This window comes from Herpetosiphon sp., from assembly GCF_003512625.1.
GTDB classification, from domain to species: Bacteria; Chloroflexota; Chloroflexia; order Chloroflexales; family Herpetosiphonaceae; genus Herpetosiphon; species Herpetosiphon aurantiacus.
On the sequence record NZ_DOPT01000081.1, the window covers coordinates 144740 to 166217 of the forward strand.

At 50.9% G+C, this 21478-nt stretch carries 17 protein-coding genes; 12 read left to right on the forward strand and 5 right to left on the reverse strand.

Going from position 1 to position 21478, the window contains the following annotated elements; genetic code table 11:
- From DEF47_RS17890 to DEF47_RS17900, 3 genes are all read left to right on the forward strand, one after another.
- Entirely contained in the window at positions 1-426 is a 426-nt protein-coding gene (locus DEF47_RS17890; RefSeq protein ID WP_012188421.1) for an acyl-CoA thioesterase, read from the forward strand.
- Positions 427-441: 15 nt separating this feature from the next.
- On the forward strand, positions 442-1029 hold the full coding sequence (locus DEF47_RS17895) for a hypothetical protein (RefSeq protein ID WP_012188420.1): 588 nt from the start codon (positions 442-444) through the stop codon (positions 1027-1029).
- Positions 1030-1178: 149 nt separating this feature from the next.
- Complete coding sequence (locus DEF47_RS17900) at positions 1179-3587, forward strand: LasA N-terminal domain-containing protein (protein ID WP_287045265.1); 2409 nt, start codon at positions 1179-1181, stop codon at positions 3585-3587.
- A 137-nt stretch (positions 3588-3724) separates the two neighbouring features.
- Here DEF47_RS17900 and DEF47_RS17905 read toward each other — a convergent pair whose 3' ends face one another.
- The 3 genes from DEF47_RS17905 to DEF47_RS17915 all read right to left on the reverse strand — a co-directional run bounded on the left by DEF47_RS17905 (position 3725) and on the right by DEF47_RS17915 (position 5679).
- On the reverse strand, positions 3725-4300 hold the full coding sequence (locus DEF47_RS17905; protein WP_012188418.1) for a hypothetical protein: 576 nt from the start codon (positions 4298-4300) through the stop codon (positions 3725-3727).
- Between the two features lie 189 nt (positions 4301-4489).
- Positions 4490-5131, reverse strand: a complete 642-nt coding sequence (locus tag DEF47_RS17910) for a hypothetical protein (RefSeq protein ID WP_287045267.1) — start codon at positions 5129-5131, stop codon at positions 4490-4492.
- The gene (locus tag DEF47_RS17915) at positions 5068-5679 is read right to left on the reverse strand and encodes a hypothetical protein (RefSeq protein WP_041304032.1); all 612 of its coding nucleotides are present in this window, start codon (positions 5677-5679) and stop codon (positions 5068-5070) included. The genes DEF47_RS17910 and DEF47_RS17915 overlap by 64 nt, the downstream gene beginning before the upstream one ends.
- A gap of 472 nt (positions 5680-6151) precedes the next feature.
- Between DEF47_RS17915 and DEF47_RS17920 the strand changes: the two genes are divergently transcribed.
- Positions 6152-7603 carry an RICIN domain-containing protein gene (locus DEF47_RS17920; RefSeq protein ID WP_012188415.1) on the forward strand — a complete coding sequence of 484 codons (1452 nt, stop codon included), beginning with the start codon at positions 6152-6154 and terminating at the stop codon, positions 7601-7603.
- 75 nt (positions 7604-7678) lie between these two features.
- On the opposite strand, the gene DEF47_RS17925 is transcribed toward DEF47_RS17920, so the two are convergent.
- Together DEF47_RS17925 and DEF47_RS17930 are read right to left on the reverse strand one after the other, a co-directional pair.
- Entirely contained in the window at positions 7679-8851 is a 1173-nt protein-coding gene (locus DEF47_RS17925) for a GNAT family N-acetyltransferase (protein WP_012188414.1), read from the reverse strand.
- Positions 8848-9429: a GNAT family N-acetyltransferase gene (locus DEF47_RS17930; protein WP_012188413.1), complete on the reverse strand. Its 582-nt coding sequence runs from the start codon at positions 9427-9429 to the stop codon at positions 8848-8850. Before DEF47_RS17930 ends, DEF47_RS17925 begins: the two co-directional genes overlap by 4 nt.
- A gap of 176 nt (positions 9430-9605) precedes the next feature.
- On the opposite strand from DEF47_RS17930, the gene DEF47_RS17935 reads away from it, so the two are divergent.
- From DEF47_RS17935 to mazG, 8 genes are all read left to right on the forward strand, one after another.
- On the forward strand, positions 9606-10820 hold the full coding sequence (locus DEF47_RS17935; RefSeq protein WP_012188412.1) for a DUF2330 domain-containing protein: 1215 nt from the start codon (positions 9606-9608) through the stop codon (positions 10818-10820).
- 476 nt (positions 10821-11296) lie between these two features.
- Positions 11297-12403, forward strand: a complete 1107-nt coding sequence (plsX, locus tag DEF47_RS17940) for a phosphate acyltransferase PlsX (protein ID WP_012188411.1) — start codon at positions 11297-11299, stop codon at positions 12401-12403.
- Between the two features lie 17 nt (positions 12404-12420).
- On the forward strand, positions 12421-13680 hold the full coding sequence (locus tag DEF47_RS17945; protein ID WP_012188410.1) for a 3-keto-alpha-glucoside-1,2-lyase-like domain-containing protein: 1260 nt from the start codon (positions 12421-12423) through the stop codon (positions 13678-13680).
- A 51-nt stretch (positions 13681-13731) separates the two neighbouring features.
- Positions 13732-14508, forward strand: coding sequence for an enoyl-CoA hydratase-related protein (locus DEF47_RS17950; protein ID WP_012188409.1), 777 nt, complete (start codon positions 13732-13734; stop codon positions 14506-14508).
- A gap of 25 nt (positions 14509-14533) precedes the next feature.
- Positions 14534-17701 (forward strand): GAF domain-containing protein, encoded by a 3168-nt coding sequence (locus tag DEF47_RS17955; RefSeq protein WP_012188408.1) that lies wholly within the window; start codon positions 14534-14536, stop codon positions 17699-17701.
- An 87-nt stretch (positions 17702-17788) separates the two neighbouring features.
- Positions 17789-19039: a serine hydroxymethyltransferase gene (glyA, locus tag DEF47_RS17960; protein WP_353845090.1), complete on the forward strand. Its 1251-nt coding sequence runs from the start codon at positions 17789-17791 to the stop codon at positions 19037-19039.
- 134 nt (positions 19040-19173) lie between these two features.
- Positions 19174-20121: a peptidylprolyl isomerase gene (locus DEF47_RS17965; protein WP_012188406.1), complete on the forward strand. Its 948-nt coding sequence runs from the start codon at positions 19174-19176 to the stop codon at positions 20119-20121.
- A 72-nt stretch (positions 20122-20193) separates the two neighbouring features.
- Positions 20194-21339 carry a nucleoside triphosphate pyrophosphohydrolase gene (mazG, locus tag DEF47_RS17970; protein ID WP_012188405.1) on the forward strand — a complete coding sequence of 382 codons (1146 nt, stop codon included), beginning with the start codon at positions 20194-20196 and terminating at the stop codon, positions 21337-21339.
- The last annotated feature ends 139 nt before the right edge of the window (positions 21340-21478 follow it).

A 21478-nucleotide genomic window follows, 5' to 3' on the forward strand; every position in this document is an offset into this window, starting at 1 on the left:
ATGCACGAGGCCTATGAATACCGGCATATCGTTGGATTTGAAGAAACCAATTTGGTTGGTAATGTTTATTACGCCAACTATGTGTTATGGCAAGGGCGTTGTCGCGAAATGTTTCTGCGCGATCATACGCCTGAACTTGTACAAGCCCTTGCCCATGATTTAGCCCTAGTTACGACTTCGGTCAGTTGCGAATATCACTCTGAGCTGTTTGCCTTTGATGATGTGGTGATCGAAATGCGACTCAAGGAGCTACTGCAAAATCGTGCCTTGATGAGCTTTCGTTATTTTCGCCAAAACGCTGATAGCCGCACGCTGGTGGCGCAAGGTGAACAGGGCATTGCCTGTATGCGACGGGCAGGCAATGAACTCCAGCCTGAGCCATTTCCAGCAGCCTTACGCGCGGCACTGCAACGATATTATCAATAAAAGGAGGAAGATCGCATGCATCAACCAACAACCATGACCAGCAATCGCGGGAATTTCAGTTTCAGCCGCCTGATGGAATTGCTCAACGGACGTTGGCATAAACGCGCTAGCTACGCTTTTTTGGTGATTGTGGCCGCTCACTGGGCCGAACATCTCAGCCAAGCCTTCCAAGTCTATTCGCTGAATTGGAAGCTTTCCGAAGCCAATGGCGTACTTGGAATGTTCTTTCCATGGCTAATTAGCTCGGAATGGCTGCATTACAGCTATGCGATTGTGATGCTGGTGGGCTTGATTGTGCTGCGGCCAGCCTTCCAAGGGCGCTCACGCATTTGGTGGAATATCGCCTTAGGATTGCAAGTTTGGCATCACTTTGAACATTTCCTATTGCTGTTGCAGGCCTTGCTAGGCACAACCTTCTTTGGCTCACCAACCCGCACCAGCATTTTGCAACTGTTCTATGCCCGCATGGAGCTACACCTGTTCTACAACATCGTGGTGTTTTTGCCGATGATGGTCGCCATGTTCTACCATGTGTTGCCACCAATTGGCGAAAAAACTACCCCAACCTGTAGCTGTGCTTGGCATCAAAAGCCAGCGGTTTAAGCAGCAGGCCAGCCCACCAAAACCACATGGTGGGCTGGACCAAACCGAATAACAGGACCAATGTATCAGCTAATTTTAATTGACGCTGCTTGGGGGGCATGCTACCATACGGCTGGCAAACGATGTAGATGAGAGTTTTGGAATTAACTATGCAGCGTTCTTTGATCCTTGGCTTATTAATAATGATGCTTGGCGGCGCAACGCTGCCCTTCGTGGTGCACGCCAGCCCGCAACAACCGCAACCCAGCCAACAGCCCACGCATGGGCTATCATCGCTTGATGGTGGGGTGCAAGGCTTTTTGCAACGCCAAAACAGCAGCCTTGCCAAGCTTGATATCGATGGTCAGCCAGCCAGCCAGATCATCGAGGGCATGGCGGCCTATTACAATATCGAGGCGCGAATTGTATTGGCCTTGTTGGAAACCACCTCGCAACTGATTAGCAACCCAACCTTGCCAACCACCGCCACCGAACAGCCATTTTTAGCTGGCCCCAAAGGCTTTTTGAGCCAAATCGATTGGGCCGCGAAGGAGATTCGGGTTGGGCTTGGCCCCTATGATAGTGCGTTGGTACTGAATTTCAGCGATGGCACGCAACAAAAACTCAATCCCAATGATGATCCGCATGCGCTGACGGTTAAGCGTTTTTTAGCGTTCGAGCGCGATCAAGCGACATGGCAGCAATTAGTCGCCCGCTATAGCAAGGTTTACCACGATCTATTTCAAAACGAGCCAGTTGTCGCTCCCAGCACGCCGCCAGTTAGCACAGGCTTTTTGAGCATTCCATGGGAGCAGGGTGCTCGTATGGTGCATTCATCACATTTTGATCATACCTATCCCATGGTCGATAGCGGCGGCGATGGCAACGACGTGATGATCAATTATCAAGGCAAAAGTGGGCTTTCCTACAATAGCCACGATGGCCATGATTATTATTTTCCTGATTTGCCCTATGGTACGCCGATTGTAGCCGCCGCGCCTGGCTGGGCCTATGCTCGCACAACCCGCGGCTTGGGCGTGCTGATTCAACATGCTGGCGAGGCCGCTGGCTATGAAACGGTCTATTGGCATCTTGATGATTTTGCCCCAAGCTTCAAGGGCTTTATCGATGCCGCTAAACCACGTTGGGTCGAGCGCGGCGAATTGCTCGGCTGGAGTGGGGCAACCGGTTTTACCACGGGCGCTCCTCACTTGCATTTCGAAGTTCGACACAATGGCAATCAAGTTGATCCCTATGGTTGGTATGGCCCTGGCGCTGATCCATGCACCAATTATGTCAAATGCGAAGCCAGTGTTTGGCTTTGGAATGATAGCGTGCCTTGGAGCCGACCTGATGGCCCAGCCCCGACCGATACCACGCCACCCAGCGCCTTGTTGACGATTAATCCAGCTGAAGATTTGGCCTTGGTCGCTCATTTCGAAAACAACCCCTTACCAGCGGTTGGCCCAATGGCCGCTAGCGATCAACTTAGCTATAGCAGTGGTAAGTTTGGTCAGGCAGTCAAGGTGGGCGATGGCGCATTGACCTATCCAGCTAGCCCAACGCTTACCCTCAATCAAGGTACGTTGGCATTATGGGTGAATGTACCCAAAACATGGCCTAGCTCACGTACAGGCCGCCATTATTTGCTGGCCGCCTCGCAAAACCCAGTTGATCCCGATAAAATCTATCGCAACACCTTGGCGCTACGCCACGAACAAACTGAGCAAGCGATCTGGACATTTTGGACGGTCGATCAAGCAGGTCAAGAGCATAGTTTGAGCGTGCCCGATACACTCAACGCAGGTTGGCATCACTTCGCAATTAGTTGGGATCAAACGACTGGCAATAAGCGTTTGTTGATCAATGGGATGTTGGTCAATGAGGCGAGCAAAGTCAGCTTGCCCAGCGAAGTTGGCGAAGATTTAAATGTAGGCCGCTGGACAATTGGCGCTGGCATCAGCAATGTGGCAATTGACGAATTGCTGAGCTACAAACGCCAATTAGCTGCTGATGAAATTTATCGGCTGGCCACCAGCGAACAAGCCCTCGCGGCCAGCAGCACCAGCACCGATCAACACGATCTACTGATCTTAACTCCAGCGCTCGATAATGGTGGTGGCGTAATCAAAGCTCAGCTTGGCATCAACGGCATTTACGCTGCACCGATGACCTATTATCGCGCCTATCGCTGGACGTTACCTAACGTTGAAGGTAGCTACACCATCAGCGTGCGGCTAACTGATCGCATGGGCAATACCACCACGCTCAGCCAAACAATCAGCATCGATCATCCGCCCCAAGCCAGCGTCAATATTCGCGATATTAATGATTTGGGTGCAACCTTGGTGCTTTCGGCAACCGATGCTAATCAACCGTTGGCAATGGCCTTGAGTGCCTACCCCAGCCCTAGCTTCAAGCAATGGGAGCAGTTCAGCATCGAACGTCAATGGCAGTGGAATCCAATCACCGCGCGGCGGGTCTACGTTTGGTTCCGCGATGCCAACGGCAACGAGCGCGGCCCGATTGTGGCTGGCCCAGACCTCTTCCGCGCCTATCTGCCCCGAATTGAACGCTAACACCGTTTTGATCCACGAAGAACACGAAGGGATTCAGGGATCAGAGGTCAGAAAGATGATATTTTCAAGCTGGCCCCTGACCTCTGATCCCTGAATCCTGACCCCTCAAATCCCTCTGCGTCAGCTTGCCATAGCCATCAGACATAATAAGAGCCTGCATAGATGCTATAGAATGCAATCAAGGTAATCAAAACCCGAAACCATGTAAGGGTTACATTTAGCCAATTGCTTGCCAAAGCTGGATAAAGATAGCTTTGAAAAGCAACTACGCTACAACTAACCACACTACTTGCTAGAACATAGCCAAAACGCACATTATACGCACCCAATTCATCAAAATCGAGTTCCCAAATAATCATGCCAACCCGAAGTGGGCTGCCTATCAAGGCTTTATGCGCAAGATAACCACCAATCAAGCTTGCTACGGTCAAACTAAACAGGAGTGCATGCTTTTGGGGCCGATGCAGGAGCAAGTAGCCAAGATAGATGAATAGTCCAGCAAAAAAGAGTTGGTGCAAAAGATCATAACGCCCACTAATAGAAATTTGGCGATTGGAAACGGCGTAAAGCCACTCATTTGTTGATTTTTTGCCACGCCACAATGGCCCACTCAGCCAGATCAATGCAAAGCTCGCGGGCAAATACCAGCCGAGAATGAAACGTTGCCACCACGACAGTGTGCTTGGGGTATCGGCAGCAGGCGCGAGATACATGGTAATCCTCCTACTCTATGAATCGCCCTCAGTCTAGCAGGTGGTGGGTGGCTAGTGTTGCAAAAAAGTAGCAAGTTTGGAGCAGGTTAAGTACAAATTATGCTTATTAAAAAGCCAAACCTCGTCAAAGCTGCTTGCATTGACGAGGTTTGGGGTGAAGTATATGGAGTTTAGGCCAGCTAAACAATCTTAAAAGCCTTGGATAATCACGCCAAACATAAGCGTATAAAGGGTTATACCACAAACGGTACTCGCTATCCATCCAAGGATAATACTCGGAATTTGTTTCCAACTAAAGCCTGTCACGGTTAAACGGACAGAGGTTAACACGCATCCAATTCCTATCCCTGCAAGGAGATGGCCTACCCGAATGCTATATTTATCAAGATCATTGATCGAGATAGCCCAGAATTGATAGTTTGCTCGGACAAGCATACACCCTTGATACACAATGTAGGTAATTCCAATCCCAATGAGTAACCCGACCATACCCTTTGACGACGGCTTGATGAACCGAAGATAGAGCAATGCATTGAATCCCATAAAAATCAAAAACACGATACGCAGCGGCGCAAAATCTTGAGTATGGAAACTTGGTAACTCAAAGAGCCGATTAAGGGCAACACTTCGGCTAGGAGTCATCCACAATGGGCCAGCCAACCATGGCAAGGCAATCAGTGCTGGAATAAACCACCCAAGAATTAGCCAATGCCAGCGTTGATGAGGTCGAAATGTCGCCTGCGGTGCGAGATACATGATGATCTTTCTCAATAAAACATAGAACTTATGGCTCCATACTTGATCATACATAGAGCCATCAAGGTTATCCATAATGCCCCATAGTCAAAAACCCAAAGGAAGATAGGACGACGGACAAACCATTGACTTAGCACAATTGGAATCATGAGGGCTAGTGCTACGATTCCCGTCAGGATTATGTGTTCGCTAAAAAGCCGATAGCGTTCAAGTTCGCCAAAGCTAACTGACCAGATTAATGGAGCAGATCCATTAATGATGATTATCTCAGCAATAAACCAGCTAATTCCAAGTAGTATGATGAATATCCCACCAAGCAGCCTTGAGCGTTCAAACAATCCACCACACCAACTAAGAATGCCAATCGCAAATGTCAGGATCAGGACATAGCGTAGCAGTGGAATATCAGCAAACCCCACACCATTTCGATTAAATGGCTGAATTGATTGATTAATGATTGACTGAAGCGGACTACCAATCACCCAGCGGGGCGATAAAAGCCAAATCAATGCAAGGCTTGCTGGCACATACCAATGCATGCAGCTTCGTAATAGCCAACCAAGCAAATTTTGATTCGTGAGTAAGTGATTGGTTCGTTTGATAGTTTGCGGTGCGAGATACATGGTAATACTCAATCCACTCAATGAATCGCCCTCAGTCTAGCAGGTGGTGGGTGGCTGGTGTTGCAAAAAAGCAGCAAGTTTGTGGCAGCTTACCTGCATTTTTAAGTTTTCCACCACGAAGAACTCGAAGGTCAATACGATGGTTCTTATACATCTATCGGCAATTCAGGCATTGGAACAATCTAAACTGGGCGTTCTTCGCGCTCTTCGCGGTTACATTTCAGGCCAACAACCGATCTCCGCTACCCATAGTGCTACAAGTTTAGCCTAATCATGGCGCTATGACTTATTCTAGTCATGTTATTAAGGAAATATTGACTTTTGCTGCGGGCTATGGCGTAATAGTTAGGAATATTAATTTATTCACTGGAATAAGTTTCAGCAAGGAGGCCAAGCGCAAAACCTAGGAATCTCAGCGGCGAGATTATCGAAGATTAGCCAGACTTGTAGTTACAGTTCATGGAGGAATTGTATGAAACCCTCACGGTTTATGTGGATTTTTGCGTTACTTGTTCTTTTTGGTAGTTCTCTTCCCTCAACCCAAGCTCAATCGCGCAAAGACGGCGCGGTTGAACAGGCTGACGATACCCTGCCCGTCAACGACCCCGAACGCGGCATGATCTACGATGGCTTGACTCCAGCGAAAACTGGTCCGTGTGCTGGCATGTATGAAGTTAAAGTTGGCGACCAAATCTTCTGTAGCCACGGCCCCGACCCAATCGCCAAAGGCAAATCGGTTAAAGACGAAACCTTGCCGCTCGAAAAGGCCGCAATCAACCCAATGATCGTCTGTAACGGCGATGGCCACGCTGGTAACCGCACCCAAGTGATGTATGTGCGGGCTTCCGACCGACCTGATCGTTTCAACCAATTTGTTGGTTCGATTCGCCAATGGTCATCGGATATGGATCGGATCTATCAAACTAGTGCCCAAGAAACTGGCGGCTTCCGCGCGGTCAACTTCGTCACCAACAATTGTGAAATTTACGTGATGAATGTGGTCGTGCCAGCCGATGGCGACGATTCAATCGACAAAACTGCCAATGCTTTGAAAGCCCTCGGCCACAATCGCGCCGACCGCAAATATTTGACCTTCGTCGATAACAACATTTTGTGTGGCGTAGCCTTCTACATGCTCGATGATCGCCCCGACCAAAATAACGCCAATAACTTCGGCCCTGGCTTTGCACGTATGGATAACGGCTGCTGGAACGGCGCAACCGCTGCTCACGAACATATGCACACGATGGGTGCAGTCCAACGCTCGGCTCCCAATAGCACCGCCTATGGTCACTGTATCGATGATGAAGATATTATGTGCTACGTTGACGGCCCAGGCACGCCACCAATGCAAAATCGCTGTGGTGCCAGCCAATATGGCCGCTTCGATTGTAACCACGACGATTATTTCCACACCAATCCGCCAGCAGGCAGCTACTTGGCAACCAAATGGAACTCGGCCAACAATAAGTTCTTGTTGAAGCAAGCACCTGGCGCAACCTACTATCGGGTGCGCAACCGAGCAACCAACAAGTGTATCGATGTTGCCGAGGGTGGCAACCCCGCTAATGGCACGGTCATTCTGCAATGGGATTGCCACAACGGCTACAATCAACAATGGCAATTGATTTCGACCGACAATGGTTTTGTGCGCTTCGTCTCACGCGCCACCGGCAAGGTAATGGATGTAAGTGCCGCCTCGACCAGCGATGGAGCCAAAATCCATCAATGGGAATGGGTCGGCGGTGCCAACCAACAATGGCGCATCAATAATCTTGGCAATGGCTATTCAACCATTACAGCTCGCCACAGTGGGTTAGCGGTTGATATTCCATGGTGCGATGCAGCCAGCGGCGTGCAATTGCAGCAAGTCAATCCAACCAACAACGATTGTCAATCATTTGTATTTGAGCCAATGCAATAAGTTCAGCGCTATCACTCCTTAGCACACATACCACAGCAGCAAGGCCACTGGAGTTTCCAGTGGCCTTGCTGTTTTTTAGAACATATCGCTCATCCATGGGCGTGGGCTAGCAAAAATTGCCGCCAACAGGCCTAATTGCTCAGCATCGGCCTGCAAACTGCCAGCCAAACGCAAATCGTGCGGCGCAAGGTAGCCACTATACAAGGCTGCCAGATCACGTACATGCAGCGAAACTGCGCCATTGCCGCCACGCTCTAATCTGCCAACCCCATCACGGAGTTGCAACACCCAACGGCCATGGTTCCAATCCAAGCGTGGGTCAATTAAATCGAGGGCAATTTCGCAATTCAGCCAGCGCGGGAAACCACGGCGTTGGATGGCAAGCGGCGCATTGATAATCCGCAGCATCCAATCTAAATGCCAGTTATATTCAATACCTTGTTCATGATAGCGAAACAGCAATGGGTCGATCGGCGCACCAGGCAAGACAATTTTGCTAACTAATGAGCGATGACCAGCCCAAAAATCCAGCAGTGCATCTAAGGCCGCGCCCGTGGTTGCCACCCAATCGATCACTTTTACATCTTCGAACTGACCAGCCTGCTCATAGACCACATAGCCCACCGCTTGGCCAGCTTGGTCGCTCAAAATGTAGCGCAAACGTTCAGCGCGAGGCGAAACCATCACCCGTTCCCACATCAATTGCGAGCGTTCGAGTACCCCAGCTTGGCTCGCCGCCCAAGGATCGTAAATCGCGGCAAACGGCGCATAATCAGTTTCGAGCACTTGCCGCAGTGTCACACCATGATCACGCTTGGGCTTGATCAAACTAGGGTTCAATTGATACAAGATGCGACTGCCAGCCCGCTCGTAGCCAAGCGTGCGATAAAATTGAGTTGTAGCTGGATAGAGCGTTGAAATCGCCACATCTTGCTCGTATTGCTCACGCAACATGGCTTCCATCATCAGGCCGCCAACTTTGCGCCCACGCCATTCGGGGCCAACCCCAACCACCGTAATCCCAGCGGTTGGCTGGGCTTTGCCACCAAACCACTGACCCATCGGCAAAATCCCCAAGCCTGCGGCGATTGTCCCATCAACTTTAAAGGCCCGATATAAGCCAACCCCACGCTTCTGCATCCACTCGACCAACGCTTCACGGGTCATATTGAAATGCAAAGCTTGGCCCAACAATGGCGCTAAAACTGGAATATCGTCCTCGACGGCGTTACCATACCAATAATTCACTCTAAGCCTCCTGTTGGAAAATGGCTTGGCCAAGCAACCAAACGCTTGGCCATCAGAATATCGGGCTTGCCCAAACCATTGGCATCGGGAATCATGCCAACGATGCTAAATCCACAGTGTTGGTAAAATTCAAAGGGGTGGCGGCGGCGATTCTGAATTGTGGCGAGGTGTTGCAGCGGGTTGGGGAAAACATCGATGCCGCTGGCTGAGGTCAAAAAGGCTTCATCATCAGTGCCCAACATCAAGGTCAGGCCACCACGGGCACTACATTCAGCCTCTAAGGCTTGAACCAAAGCGCGACCAATGCCATGGCCTTGGTAATCGGGGTGAACTGCCAAGGGGTGCAATTCCCAGACATTGCCATCGTAATTTGGTTGGCCGCCAATCCAACCAACCACTTGACCCTCGATCAGTGCCATAAAACCAACTCGTTCGGGCAATAGCGCCTCTTGCATTTCTTCACGCGCATCGTCAAGAGTCGGCCAAGCTTCGGGCCAATGCTCAGCAAAGGCTAGCACCAACAGCTCAGCGGCTTGGTCGAGCAAGCGCTCATCAGCAACTAAAGCACGAATTTCCATGACACACTCCTTTGGCAAATCACAGTTGCACTCATCGATTAATCAGCCATGGCATTCGCCACAATGCAGCAATATTAACAACAATGTCCATCACAAGGATCAGGCCTTGGAAGGAATAACAGCATGCAACGCGGCGTGTTATGATTGAGCTTGCATACATTTCAAGGAGGATTTCCATGCGCCGTTTCGCCACAGTCTTTGCGCTGTGTAGCATTTTAAGCTTTACTTTGCCCTCAATTGCTGCCGCTTGTGGAGCGTTGATTCCCGCCGACGATCAGATTCGCCAAGCTGGCCTCAACGTGATTTTTGCTGTCGATGGCCAAGCCAACCAAACCACCGCCTATATTCAAATTAACTATGTTGGCGATCCCGCTGAGTTTGCTTGGATCTTGCCAGTGCCCAGTAATCCCAAGGTCGATGTGATTGAAGCTAGCACGTTTGCTGAATTACATACTCTGACCGATCCACGGGTGACCTTCCCTTCGCCACCTGAATGTTTTCCGGCGATCGTTGGAGCAGCACCCGATGGCGCTGGTCAAGCACCAAATGTGTTGCAACAAGGTCAAGTCGGCCCCTACGACTACAGCGTAATTGAGGATCGTGATCCAGCGGCGCTTGAAACATGGCTCAAAACCAACGGCTATCAAACTCCAGCTGGTTTAGAAGCTGCCCTAAAACCCTATACCGAAGCTGGCATGCCGTTGATCGCCATGAAACTTAAGCCTGGCGCTGATACCAACGATATTCAACCGGTCGCGATCAGCTTCACGGGCACAACCCCAATGCTGCCGTTGCGCTTAGCAGCCTTGAGCAGCGAACCCAAAACTCCAATTACGGTCTGGATTTTTGGTGAAGCTCAGGCAATTCCAACCAATACTGAACGCTTTACCATGCGCGAAAACGATTTGGCGCTGACGGCCTACGATGGCTCGAATAATTATAAAGAATTGCGCAGCGGCGTGTTGGCAAGCGTAGCGGGCAAAGGCTTTTTGACCGAGTACGCCCAACAAAGCAAATTTCTCAACCCTCAAGATAGCCTGCTGAAGGAATTGACCAGCAAATATGCCTTCTTGACGCGGTTGTATGCTGAAATTTCACCTGAAGAGATGCTGTTTGATCCAACCTTTGGTTATAGCCCTGATCTGCCACCACTTTCCAACAACATCGATTTGACCTATCGCGCCGAGCCATACGATTGCGAAACTGCGACCTTGCACACGGTGCGTCGCCAGCAATACGATGCGGCCAAAGGCAATCGCTCATCCGAAGAAGAAGCGACTGCCAATTTGCGTCGTGGCCCCTTGCGCATCGGCACACTGTTGGTGATTGGCGTAACCATGGGTTCGATCTGGCTCTTGGCTCGTCGGCCCAAACGTCGCCCCAGCGCCTAGAACTACGCTCAACCCCGCTCTCACTGCGGCAGGAGTGGGGCATTCCAAACGTCGTGCTGGGATGCTTCCCCCTCGCTCGGCGGGAGAGGGGGTCAGGGGATGCTTACAAGGATAGGCTTTAAGATCCCTCACCCCCAACCCCTCTCCCACTGCGGCGGGCGAGGGGCGTTCCAGTGACTATGATCAAGGGTTTCCCCCTCGCCTCGCGGGCGGGAGAGGGGGCTAGGGGGTGAGGGCATGAACAGCGACGGTGCATCCTACCCAATGGTTGTTGAAAACCTACCCTTGAAAGGTCAGGGATGAGGGCATGCCAATCGACGATACATCGAACCCCAGCGCCTAGAACTACGCTCCTAGGCCGTAATTAGCGTATTGCAGTTCAACCAAAAACCCATTAAGATACCAGTAGCAGCTTGACCTCATCACTCGATTTATGATGCCCGATGAGGTCAACTGTTTTGTTTGGAGGATTATCTGTGCGTATTGTTTTGGATGCCAGCGGTGGCGACCACGCCCCTCAAGCGACAGTAGCAGGCGCAATTGCCGCTGCCCGCACTTGGGGCGACCAAATTATTCTCGTTGGCGATGAGGCTTCAATTCGGGCTGAACTCGCCAAACACGATACCAGCAACCTCGATTTACCAGTGGTTAATGCACCTGAAATGATCGAAATGACCGAGCATCCGGCCCAAGCGATTCGCCGCAAACGCAACTCTTCAGTTGCGATCGGCCTGCGTTTGGTGCGCGATGGCGAAGCCGATGCGTTTGTTTCGGCTGGCCATAGCGGCGCAACCATGGCTGGAGCGTTGTTCATTCTTGGACGCATTCGTGGGATTGAACGACCTTGTTTGGTCACTCATTTTCCAACTGTCCATGGCCATGCTTTATTGCTCGATTCGGGCGCAACCACCGATTGTAAGCCTGAATATTTGGTGCAATTTGCCCAAATGGGCAATGTATATGCTCAAAAAATCGTCAATATTGCCATGCCACGAATCGGCCTTTTGGCGAATGGCGAAGAGGCCAATAAGGGTGATAAACTGGTACAAGACACCCATGTACTGTTACAGCAACGCAGCGATTTGACCTTTATTGGTAACGTCGAACCCAAAGATATGTTAATCAATGGCAGCGCCGATGTGGTGGTGGCCGATGGTTTTGTTGGTAATTTGGTGCTCAAATTCGGCGAAGGGGTCTTTAAAATGATCACCACCGCCGCCAGCAATAACATCAAAGCCGAATGGCGCAAAAATCTGGTCCTAGGCTTGCTGCCAGCCTTAGTAGCATTGACTCTGCCAGGCAAAGGTCGTTGGCGAGCATTAATCGCTGGTCTAACTGGCTTGACATTGCCTGCGAGTATGGCCGTTGCACCACTTTTGGCCTTACGCAAACGCATGGATTATCGCAGCCATGGCGGCGCACCATTATTGGGCGTTAATGGAATTGCGATTGTTGCTCATGGCAAATCTGATGCGTTAGCAATTCAAAATGCAATCGGGCAAGCTCGCAATGCCGTTGAACAACGGGTAGTCGCAACCATTAGCCATGCCCTCGAAACCGTTGAATTAGTACCCTCGGCCTAACTTAGGAGGTAAACCGTATGGCGCTTCGTGAATGTCCTAATTGTCGGGCAAGTGTAGATGATGTAAATCCGTTTTGTTCTGAGTGTGGAACCCGGCTCAACGCTGCGCCAACGGCTGCCGAAGGGCCAACTCAAGCCTTGCCGCGCTACGATGGTCAGGGCGGCAGTTTTCCACCACCAGAACAAAATTATGGTCAAGCTGGTAGCTATCCACCGCCACCACAACAAAATTATGGTCAAGGCGGTAGCTATCCACCACAGCAAAATTATGGTCAAGCTGGCAGCTACCCACCACCACCGCAACAAAATTACGGTCAAGGCGGTAGTTATCCACCGCCACCACAACAAAATCATGGTCAAGCTGGTAGCTACCCACCACCACCGCAACAAAATTATGGCAATCAGCAACCGTACACGCCCGCCAACTATCAACAACCAAATTATGGCGCGGCCTATCCCAATGCCAGCGTACCGACCAAACGCAGCAATAACACCGGAATTGTAATCGGGATTGTCGTGGGGATTCTGGTGCTGATCGGGGCAGGCGTAGCCTTTTTGATGGATGGCGATAATGACGATCCAAATAATAAAGTCGTCGCAGGCAATGCGACCAGCGTCGCCACCGCCACTGCACGCCCAACCCGCACCCCAGCGGCAGAAGCAACCGAGGAGCCAATTCCACCAACTGAAGAGCCGAGCACTGGTGGCTTAGCCTTCTTGGAAGACGATTTTTCGACCACCGATGAAGCTTGGCCCGATCAAGAAACTGCCAGCAAATCGGGCAAATATGCCTATGTCGAAGATGCCTACCAAATTCATGTGTATGTCAATGAACGCATCATCTGGACATCGACCAACGAAACATATAGCGATGTTGATGCCCAAATTGATGTAAAAATGGTCAGCGGCGACCCAACCAATGCAGCCGGCCTTGTGCTACGTGAGCAAATCGATGGCGCTGCTTCAGGCAGTTTGTATGTCTACCAAATCGATGGTCAAGGCAATATTGCCTTCCGTCGCTACGACAAACAAACCGAAGAATGGACTAACCTCGTCGATTGGAAATTCAGCTCAGTTGCCAATGATGGGATTGGCGCAACCAATCGGCTGCGCGTGGTGGCGGTTGGCTCGAACTTTACCTTCTATTTGAATGGTGAAAAAGTTGCCACCTACAACGATGATACCTATGCCAACGGCGCGGTGGGCTTCGGCGCAAGCACCTTTGATAATGGTGATACCTTAACCGAATTTGATAATTTACGCATGGCTTATCCCTAGGCCAATGTCAATCTGGCCCAACAACGCGGTTGGGCCAGTCGGAGTAGTTTTGTGTCATATCAACTGATCAGCATCAGCCAGCAGGCCGCCGTTACCACGGTTAGTCTTAATCGGCCAGAATTGCACAATGCCTTTAATCCCGAACTGATTGGCGAATTACGCCAAGCGCTGACTGCGATCGCTACCGATAGCTCGACGCGGGTGGTCATTTTAACGGGCAACGGGCCTTCGTTCTCAGCCGGTGGCGATTTAAGCTGGATGCAAGCCAGCGCCAGTTACACGGCAGAGCAAAATATTGCCGATGCTGAAAATCTTGATGCCATGTTCGATTTGCTCAATAGCATGCCGCAACCAGTCATCGGGCGGATCAATGGTGCAGCCCTCGGCGGTGGCGCTGGCTTGGTGGCTTGTTGCGATTTAGCGGTAGCGGTCGAGCAAGCAAAATTTGGCTTTACCGAAGTCAAATTAGGCTTGATTCCAGCAGTAATTGCCCAATATGTCGTGCCCAAAATTGGAGTCAGCCAGAGCCGCGCCTTGTTCATTTCAGGCGAGCGTTTCAGTGCCGAACGCGCCTTCGAAATTGGCCTGATCCACGCAATTACCAGCGAAGATGAGCTTGATCAAACGGTTGGCTATTTGGTAGAACGGATGCTCAGCGGCGGCCCGCAAGCCATGGCTCAAGCCAAAAAGTTAGTTCAAGCGATCTGGGAAATGGAGCGCAGCGCCGCCAAACGCTACGCCATTGAGGCGATCGCCCAAGCTCGTACCAGCGCCGAGGGCCAAACTGGCCTAGCTGCATTTTTAAACAAGCGCAAACCGCAATGGTAAGACCTTCGACGAAAGGATAGCCGCTATGTACGATGGTGATCGCGCGGTGTCAACCATTTGGCATGAGCAACTTGAGTTGTTAACAAAAACCGCTCAAGAACATTTTTGCCTACACAATGCCGAATTGTTGATTCAACGCATTTGCGCACTGATCAGCCACTATTTGCAAACGCCGCGGGTCACCATCGCCCTCATTCAACACGATAGTTTTGTGGCAGTTGCCAGCGCCCTTGGCCCTTTAGAAGACCCAAGCTATCAGCAAGCACCACGTTTGGTCTACAGCGCTGGAGCGGCTTGGTCGGCGGTTTGGCAACAGCAACGCAGCATAATCACTCCTGCGCCAACCCCTGATGGAATGTGCCAACTCAGCGTGCCAATTCTGCGCAATGCTCAATTACTGGGATTAATCGATATTCAAAGCCCACAGCCTGAGCATAAACTAAGCCTTTTACAGCCAATTATCGAGATGATCGCCCAGCAATTGGCGCTAGCCTTGGGCACACTTCCTAGCCATCGTCAACATTATCGCGAAGATCAATGCACCCAAATCATCGAAAAAATCAATCTGCATATTTTGAAACATCTTGATGTATTAGCTGAGCCACAACAGATTATTGAATTAATTTGGCGTTTTTTGCCGTTGCAAGGCGCTGCATTGTATTTATACGATGAACAAGGTTTGGGCTTATTAACCCATATCAATGCAGCCCATGTGCCAACTCAGCGTGGAATTCAGCCGCTTAGCCCCAGCTATTACGAGCAAATCGGCCAGCAATCAAGCCATAACTCGGCCAAAATGTTGCTAGCAGGGCAGCATGGCATCGATATTCATGTACCGGGCAATCAAGCCAATCTTGGTTTGTTACACTTAATTCCTGCCACACCGTTTGAAGCTAATGATTTGCTGGCCTTGCAAGAGTTTGGCGCACGCTTAGGCTACATTTTAGAGCATAATCGGCTGTTTCGCTCGATGTATGTGGCCAATGAACGCAATGTGCTGTTTGCCCGCATCGTCAGCCATATTCGCCAAACCATGAATTTGCGCGAGGTCTGGCAGGATGTATTAGCAACCCTCGGTTTGGGTTTACGGGCCGATTTCTGCACCGTGGCTTTGTATGAGCAAGAGCAACGCTTGCGCTTCCATGGAACCTACACTACCTTGCTGCTACCCGATCATCTGACGGCTGCCGAGGCTTTGTTGCATAGCGAAATGCTGCAAGCTTTTCAGCAAAAGCGCTCGCTGACGATCGACGAATATCACGATAGCAATGACCCTGAATTGCGCGAACGGCTGCTGGCCTTGAATATTCATGCCTTGGCTTGGGTTCCCTTGGTCGCCAACGGCCAATGGCTGGGCTTTGTTTGCGTCTACAAAGTGCAGCGCCCCTTCCTCTGGACGCTTGACGATTTGCGCTTAATCAACGATGTAGCCGATCAATTGGCCTTAGCTTTGCGCCAAATGCAGCTCTACGAGGCCGAACGCCAACGCCGCCGCGAATTAGAAGCCTTACAAGAAATTATTCGAGCGATCAGCGGCGAACTCAATTTACATGCTTTATGTGGCAATGTGGTCGAAAAAGTAATCGATGTGTTTAAAGTTGCCGCCGCTGCGGTGCTGATGTGGCACAACGATGGCAGCGCCATGCAAGTCGTGGCCCACGCAGGTTTTTCCGAGCGCTATCTCGATTCGCTGGAGATGAACACCGATACAGTGAATTATTGGATTTCGCGCTTCAAGCCACCAACACCCTTGTATATTAGCGATATTCGGCGTGTTTCGCTGATTGGCGGCGATCCAGCTAGCGCCGAGGGTTTGTCATCACTCTTTGCTCAACCACTGATGGTTGATGGGCGGTTTAGTGGTTGGTTGCAAATGTACAGCCGTGGCAATGTGCGGGTTTGGAATCCTGAGGAAAGTCATCTAGCGGCCTCGATTGCCCAACAAATTTCTCAAGCAATTCATACAGCCCGGCGTTATGAGCAAGAGCATTTGCTACGCACCGATGCCGAGCAATCGTATTACCAGTTGCGCAGCGTGCTTGACGAGCTAGAAAACACTCGCGAAACCTTGATCAATTCGGAAAAGCTGCGGGCTTTGGGTCAACTTGCCAGTGGCGTTGCCCACGATTTCAACAATCTCTTAGCTTCAATTTTAGGTAATGCCCAATTTTTGCTGATTCACGAAGATGATGCCGATCGTCGCGATGCCCTGCAAGTAATCGAACGTGCCGCCAAAGATGGGGCGGTCACGGTGCGCCGGATTCAAGAGTTTGCGCGGGCCTCCGAAACAATCTACGACGATATTGTTGATTTGCGTGATGTGGTTAATATTGCGCTCGAATTTACCCGCCCTTCGTGGCGTGATAAAACCCAGCAACGTGGGATTAAGCTCGATATTAGCACCCATTTGGCTGCCGCCCATGTTCAGGGTAGCGCCGCCGAATTACGCGAAGTCTGCGTTAATTTAGTGGTCAATGCAATTGATGTCTTGCCCCAAGGCGGCACAATTACGATCAGCACTGGCACAACTGGCGAGTGGTCGTACTTTACGATTGCTGATAACGGCCCAGGCATCGCCCCCGAAGATCGCACCCGTATTTTCGAGCCATTTTTCTCGACCAAGCCAATTGGCGAGGGCACAGGCATGGGCTTGGCAGTGGCATTAAGCATTGTGCAACGCCATCGTGGCAAATTATTGACTGAAGATGTGTATCCGCATGGCGCTCGCTTCGTGGTGTTACTGCCAATTCATCATGCACCCCAACCAAAACCCCGCCCCGTTGCGATTGTGCCCAAAACTGCGGCCCAGCGTATTTTGGTGGTTGATGATGAGCCAGCAGTACGCAATATCGTGGCCAAAGTATTGCGCCACGATCAGCATGAAGTGACCTTGGCTGGCTCTGGTGAAGAAGCTTTGCGCTGGATCGACGAACAAGCCTTTGATCTAATTATTTCCGATTTGGGAATGCCTGGGATGAACGGCTGGGATGTGCTTGAACAAGCGCGACAACGCCGCCCAAATATCATCGCGATTTTAATTACTGGCTGGGGCTACCAACATGATGCTGATTACGCTGCGGCGCGAGGTGTTGATAGCGTGCTCGGCAAGCCCTTCGAGATGCAAACCCTACGCAGCACCGTCGCCGATTTGATTCAAGCTCGCAACACACAAGGCCCAAACCGTGTATCATAGGGAGCGGGTCAATTTCGCATCGTCGCACCACGCCCAACCGGCTGCAAGGATGTTTCCACGTAGACAAGGAGTGTACGCATGTCGTTAATGGATGTATTGCGCCAACAAGATCCCGATTTGGCGCAAGCTATCGACTCTGAAGCTGAACGCCAACGCCATGGGATTGAGTTGATCGCCTCTGAAAACTATGTCAGCAGTGCTGTATTAGCTGCCCAAGGTTCGGTGTTGACCAATAAATATGCTGAGGGTTATCCGCGCAAACGCTACTATGGCGGCTGCGAGTTTGTTGATGTCGCCGAAGATTTGGCGATCAAACGCGCCAAGCAACTCTTTGGTGCTGAACATGTCAACGTGCAACCCCACTCGGGAGCGCAAGCCAATATGGCGGTGCAACTGGCCACGCTTGAGCATGGCGATCGCGTCTTGGGCATGAGTTTGGCGCATGGCGGCCACTTAACCCATGGCCATCCACTCAACTTCTCGGGCAAATCGTATGAGATCCACGGCTATGGCGTTGATCGCGAAACCGAACAGATCGATTATGAAGAAGTTGCCGAGATTGCCCACAAAACCCAGCCTAAGATGATTATCTGTGGAGCCAGTGCCTATCCTCGCAACATCAATTTCGATTTGCTGCGCACGATCGCCGATAATGTTGGGGCGATTTTGATGGCCGATATTGCCCACATTGCAGGCCTTGTCGCCGCAGGTTTACACCCATCGCCGATCGGCGTAGCTCAATATGTCACCACCACCACCCACAAAACCCTGCGCGGCCCGCGTGGCGGCATGATTATGTGCAGTGCTGAGCATGGCAAAAATATCGATAAAACCGTATTTCCAGGCGTGCAAGGTGGGCCATTGATGCATGTAATCGCGGCGAAGGCCGTGGCATTTGGCGAAGCCTTGCAACCCGAATATCGCGACTATATGCGACGGGTCGTCGAAAATGCCAAGGTTTTGGCCGAAGCCTTGACCAACGAAGGCTTGCGAATCGTCAGCGGCGGCACCGATAATCACCTATTGCTGGTCGATTTGACTCCAGTGAATGCCACAGGCAAAGACGCAGAAAAAGCCCTTGACCACGCTGGTATCACCGTCAACAAAAACGCCATTCCCTTCGATCCCAAGCCACCAATGACAGCCAGCGGCTTGCGCTTTGGTACGCCTGCTGCGACGACTCGCGGCTTTGGGCCAAACGAAATGCGCCAAATTGCGGTTTGGGTCGGCCAAATCGTGCGTGAATTGGGCAACAAGAGCCTGCAAGCCAAAATTGCTGGCGAAGTTCGTGAATTGTGCGCGGCCTTCCCAGTACCAGGTCAACCAGAATACGTCTAAATCAACCTACTTAACCAGCTTAGGCGAGGCAGTCGAACTACGACTGTCTCGCTTGGCGTTTGACAAGCGGCCATGGCTGCGGTATCAATGAGATATATAATTTAGCATTTCAAGAATGTGGAGGACTTTCGCTCATGCGACGACACGCCCAGTGGTTGCTGCTCTGTTTGGTAATCGCAATCCTAGCAGGCTGTGGTAGTGAAATTACTACCAGCCAATCCAAAGTCTTGGTTGAGGTTGGTAATTCCTCGATCACCGAAGCAGAATTTACCACCTTTTTGGATTTAAATTCCAATATTATCAACCAAAATGCCAGTGGCCTTGATGCCAATACCACCCGCCAACAACTTTTAGATCAAATGATTTTACAAAAAGTGATTTTAGAAGAAAGCGCCAAGCTTGGGGCGGGCATCGATAGCGTTTCAGCTGAACAAACTACTATGATGATCGATCAGGCAGTTGGCAAGGAAAAACCAACCTATGCCGATTACGAAGCTTTTGCCAAAGAAAATCGCTTTGGTACGGTTGAAAGTATGCGAGCCTATGTGGCCCAAATTTTGACCTACGAAAGCTATGCCCAAAAGCTCGAAGTCCCCAGCGCAACCCCCCAATTCCACCTGTTCCATATTTTGCTTTCAAGCGATACGGTCAGCGAAAGTGTGGCACTTGAGCAAGCCAACCAGGTGCTAGCTCAACTAAAAACGGGCGAAGATTTCTCAATCCTCGCCCAACAATACTCGGCAGACCCTGGCAGCGGCAGCAACGGCGGCGACCTTGGCTGGTACACCCAAGAGCAATATGCCGGCTTTGTGCCCGAATTTGCGGCGGCGCTGAATACGCTCGAAATTGGTCAATTGAGCGAACCAGTGAAAACGCAATTCGGCTATCACATCATCAAAATTACCGAAAGCCGCAATGCGATTAGCTTTGGCACATTCCAAGAATTAATGGACTCACCCGAAGGCAATGCCTATATCCAAAGCAAAGTCGAAGAATATCGCAAAAATGATTTGATCAAAAATTACGTGCGCGCCGAGGAAGTGCCCTTCCCTGAATCAGTCACCGTTTTCCAAGATCAATAATCAGAGCAATGCCAATGGGCGTTACGACAGGATGCATCGCTCATCCTGTCGCTCTTTATTTAAGGAGCAATGATGTTAAGCCAACTTCTTACGCAATTGCCACTTGATTTGAGCCAAGGCTTTCAAGTTGTGCCCGCTCATAAATTACTAGCCCCAATTCCGGCTCCTGCCGAGGGCGCTGATCGGGCTTGGTGCGAATTACAAAATATTGCCGAATACCCAAGCTTCGTCAGCCCACTACCGTTTCAAGCCACTCAAGCCCTGATCATTACTGAAATCGATGTAAGCAAGCTAGCAACGGTTCGAGCCAGTTTATTGCGGCGCTACCCTGCCGAACATCCTGTGCATAACTTAAATGAAACTGGCCTGAGCCAACAAACCCTCGCCACTGCTAGTAGTGCTCAAGCTTGGTATCTGCCAGCACTCAGCATCGAAACCGATGTGGCAAGCCCAAGCACTTTAGAATGGATTATGGCGCGTTTGGCGGGGCCACACGGCTGCCCATGGGATCGCAAACAAACGCATGCGAGTTTACGTGAATTTTTGCTCGAAGAAACCCATGAAACGCTCGAAGCCCTTGATGCCGAAGATTGGCCTAATCTCAAAGAAGAATTGGGCGATTTATTATTGCAAATTGTCTTTCATGCCGAGTTTGGTCGCCAAGCAGGCCGCTTCAACCTTGATCAGGTCTATACAGCGATTAACAGCAAGCTCATTCGCCGCCATCCGCATATTTTTGGCACAACCGAGGTTAGCGATGCCGACGAAGTATTACGCAACTGGGATGCGATTAAGGCAACCGAGCATCAGGAAAAAGGCAGCCAACGTGAGAGTGCGCTCGATGGGATTGCCAAAACCCTGCCGCCGCTGGCAACCGCCCAACTCATTGGCAAAAAAGCCGCCAAAGTTGGCTTCGACTGGCCCGATGTTAGCGGAGTTTGGGCCAAAGTCCATGAAGAAATTGCTGAATTGCAAGCCGCCACTAGCCCTGAAGAACAAGCCGCTGAGTTTGGTGATGTGCTTTTTGCCCTAACCAATCTTGCTCGTTGGCTCAAAATTGATTCAGAAAGCGCCTTACGCGGCACGATCACCAAATTCCGCCGCCGTTTCGTGGCGGTGGAGCAGGCCGCCCAAGCCCAAGGCCGCCAACTTAGTCAACTCAGCCTAAGCGAAGCCGACACGCTCTGGGAAGCCGCCAAACGAGCTGAGAAACAATAAGCATTCCCTCACCCCAACCCCTCTCCCACCGCGGCGTTTAAGGGCGGACAGGTTGGGGAATGGGTATTCATCAGTGTTAGGGGATGGCCGTCCCGAGCCGACCACCCCGCGTCACCGTCGTGGCCCACCGTTCGTGCAG

Coding starts and splice junctions, on each gene's coding strand:
- DEF47_RS17890 (WP_012188421.1), top strand. CDS start 1: ATGCACGAGGCCTATGAATACCGGCATATCGTTGGATTTGAAGAAACC.
- DEF47_RS17895 (WP_012188420.1), top strand. CDS start 442: ATGCATCAACCAACAACCATGACCAGCAATCGCGGGAATTTCAGTTTC.
- DEF47_RS17900 (WP_287045265.1), top strand. CDS start 1,179: ATGCAGCGTTCTTTGATCCTTGGCTTATTAATAATGATGCTTGGCGGC.
- DEF47_RS17905 (WP_012188418.1), bottom strand. CDS start 4,300: ATGTATCTCGCGCCTGCTGCCGATACCCCAAGCACACTGTCGTGGTGG.
- DEF47_RS17910 (WP_287045267.1), bottom strand. CDS start 5,131: ATGGATAACCTTGATGGCTCTATGTATGATCAAGTATGGAGCCATAAG.
- DEF47_RS17915 (WP_041304032.1), bottom strand. CDS start 5,679: ATGTATCTCGCACCGCAAACTATCAAACGAACCAATCACTTACTCACG.
- DEF47_RS17920 (WP_012188415.1), top strand. CDS start 6,152: ATGAAACCCTCACGGTTTATGTGGATTTTTGCGTTACTTGTTCTTTTT.
- DEF47_RS17930 (WP_012188413.1), bottom strand. CDS start 9,429: ATGGAAATTCGTGCTTTAGTTGCTGATGAGCGCTTGCTCGACCAAGCC.
- DEF47_RS17935 (WP_012188412.1), top strand. CDS start 9,606: ATGCGCCGTTTCGCCACAGTCTTTGCGCTGTGTAGCATTTTAAGCTTT.
- DEF47_RS17945 (WP_012188410.1), top strand. CDS start 12,421: ATGGCGCTTCGTGAATGTCCTAATTGTCGGGCAAGTGTAGATGATGTA.
- DEF47_RS17955 (WP_012188408.1), top strand. CDS start 14,534: ATGTACGATGGTGATCGCGCGGTGTCAACCATTTGGCATGAGCAACTT.
- glyA (WP_353845090.1), top strand. CDS start 17,789: ATGGATGTATTGCGCCAACAAGATCCCGATTTGGCGCAAGCTATCGAC.
- DEF47_RS17965 (WP_012188406.1), top strand. CDS start 19,174: ATGCGACGACACGCCCAGTGGTTGCTGCTCTGTTTGGTAATCGCAATC.
- mazG (WP_012188405.1), top strand. CDS start 20,194: ATGTTAAGCCAACTTCTTACGCAATTGCCACTTGATTTGAGCCAAGGC.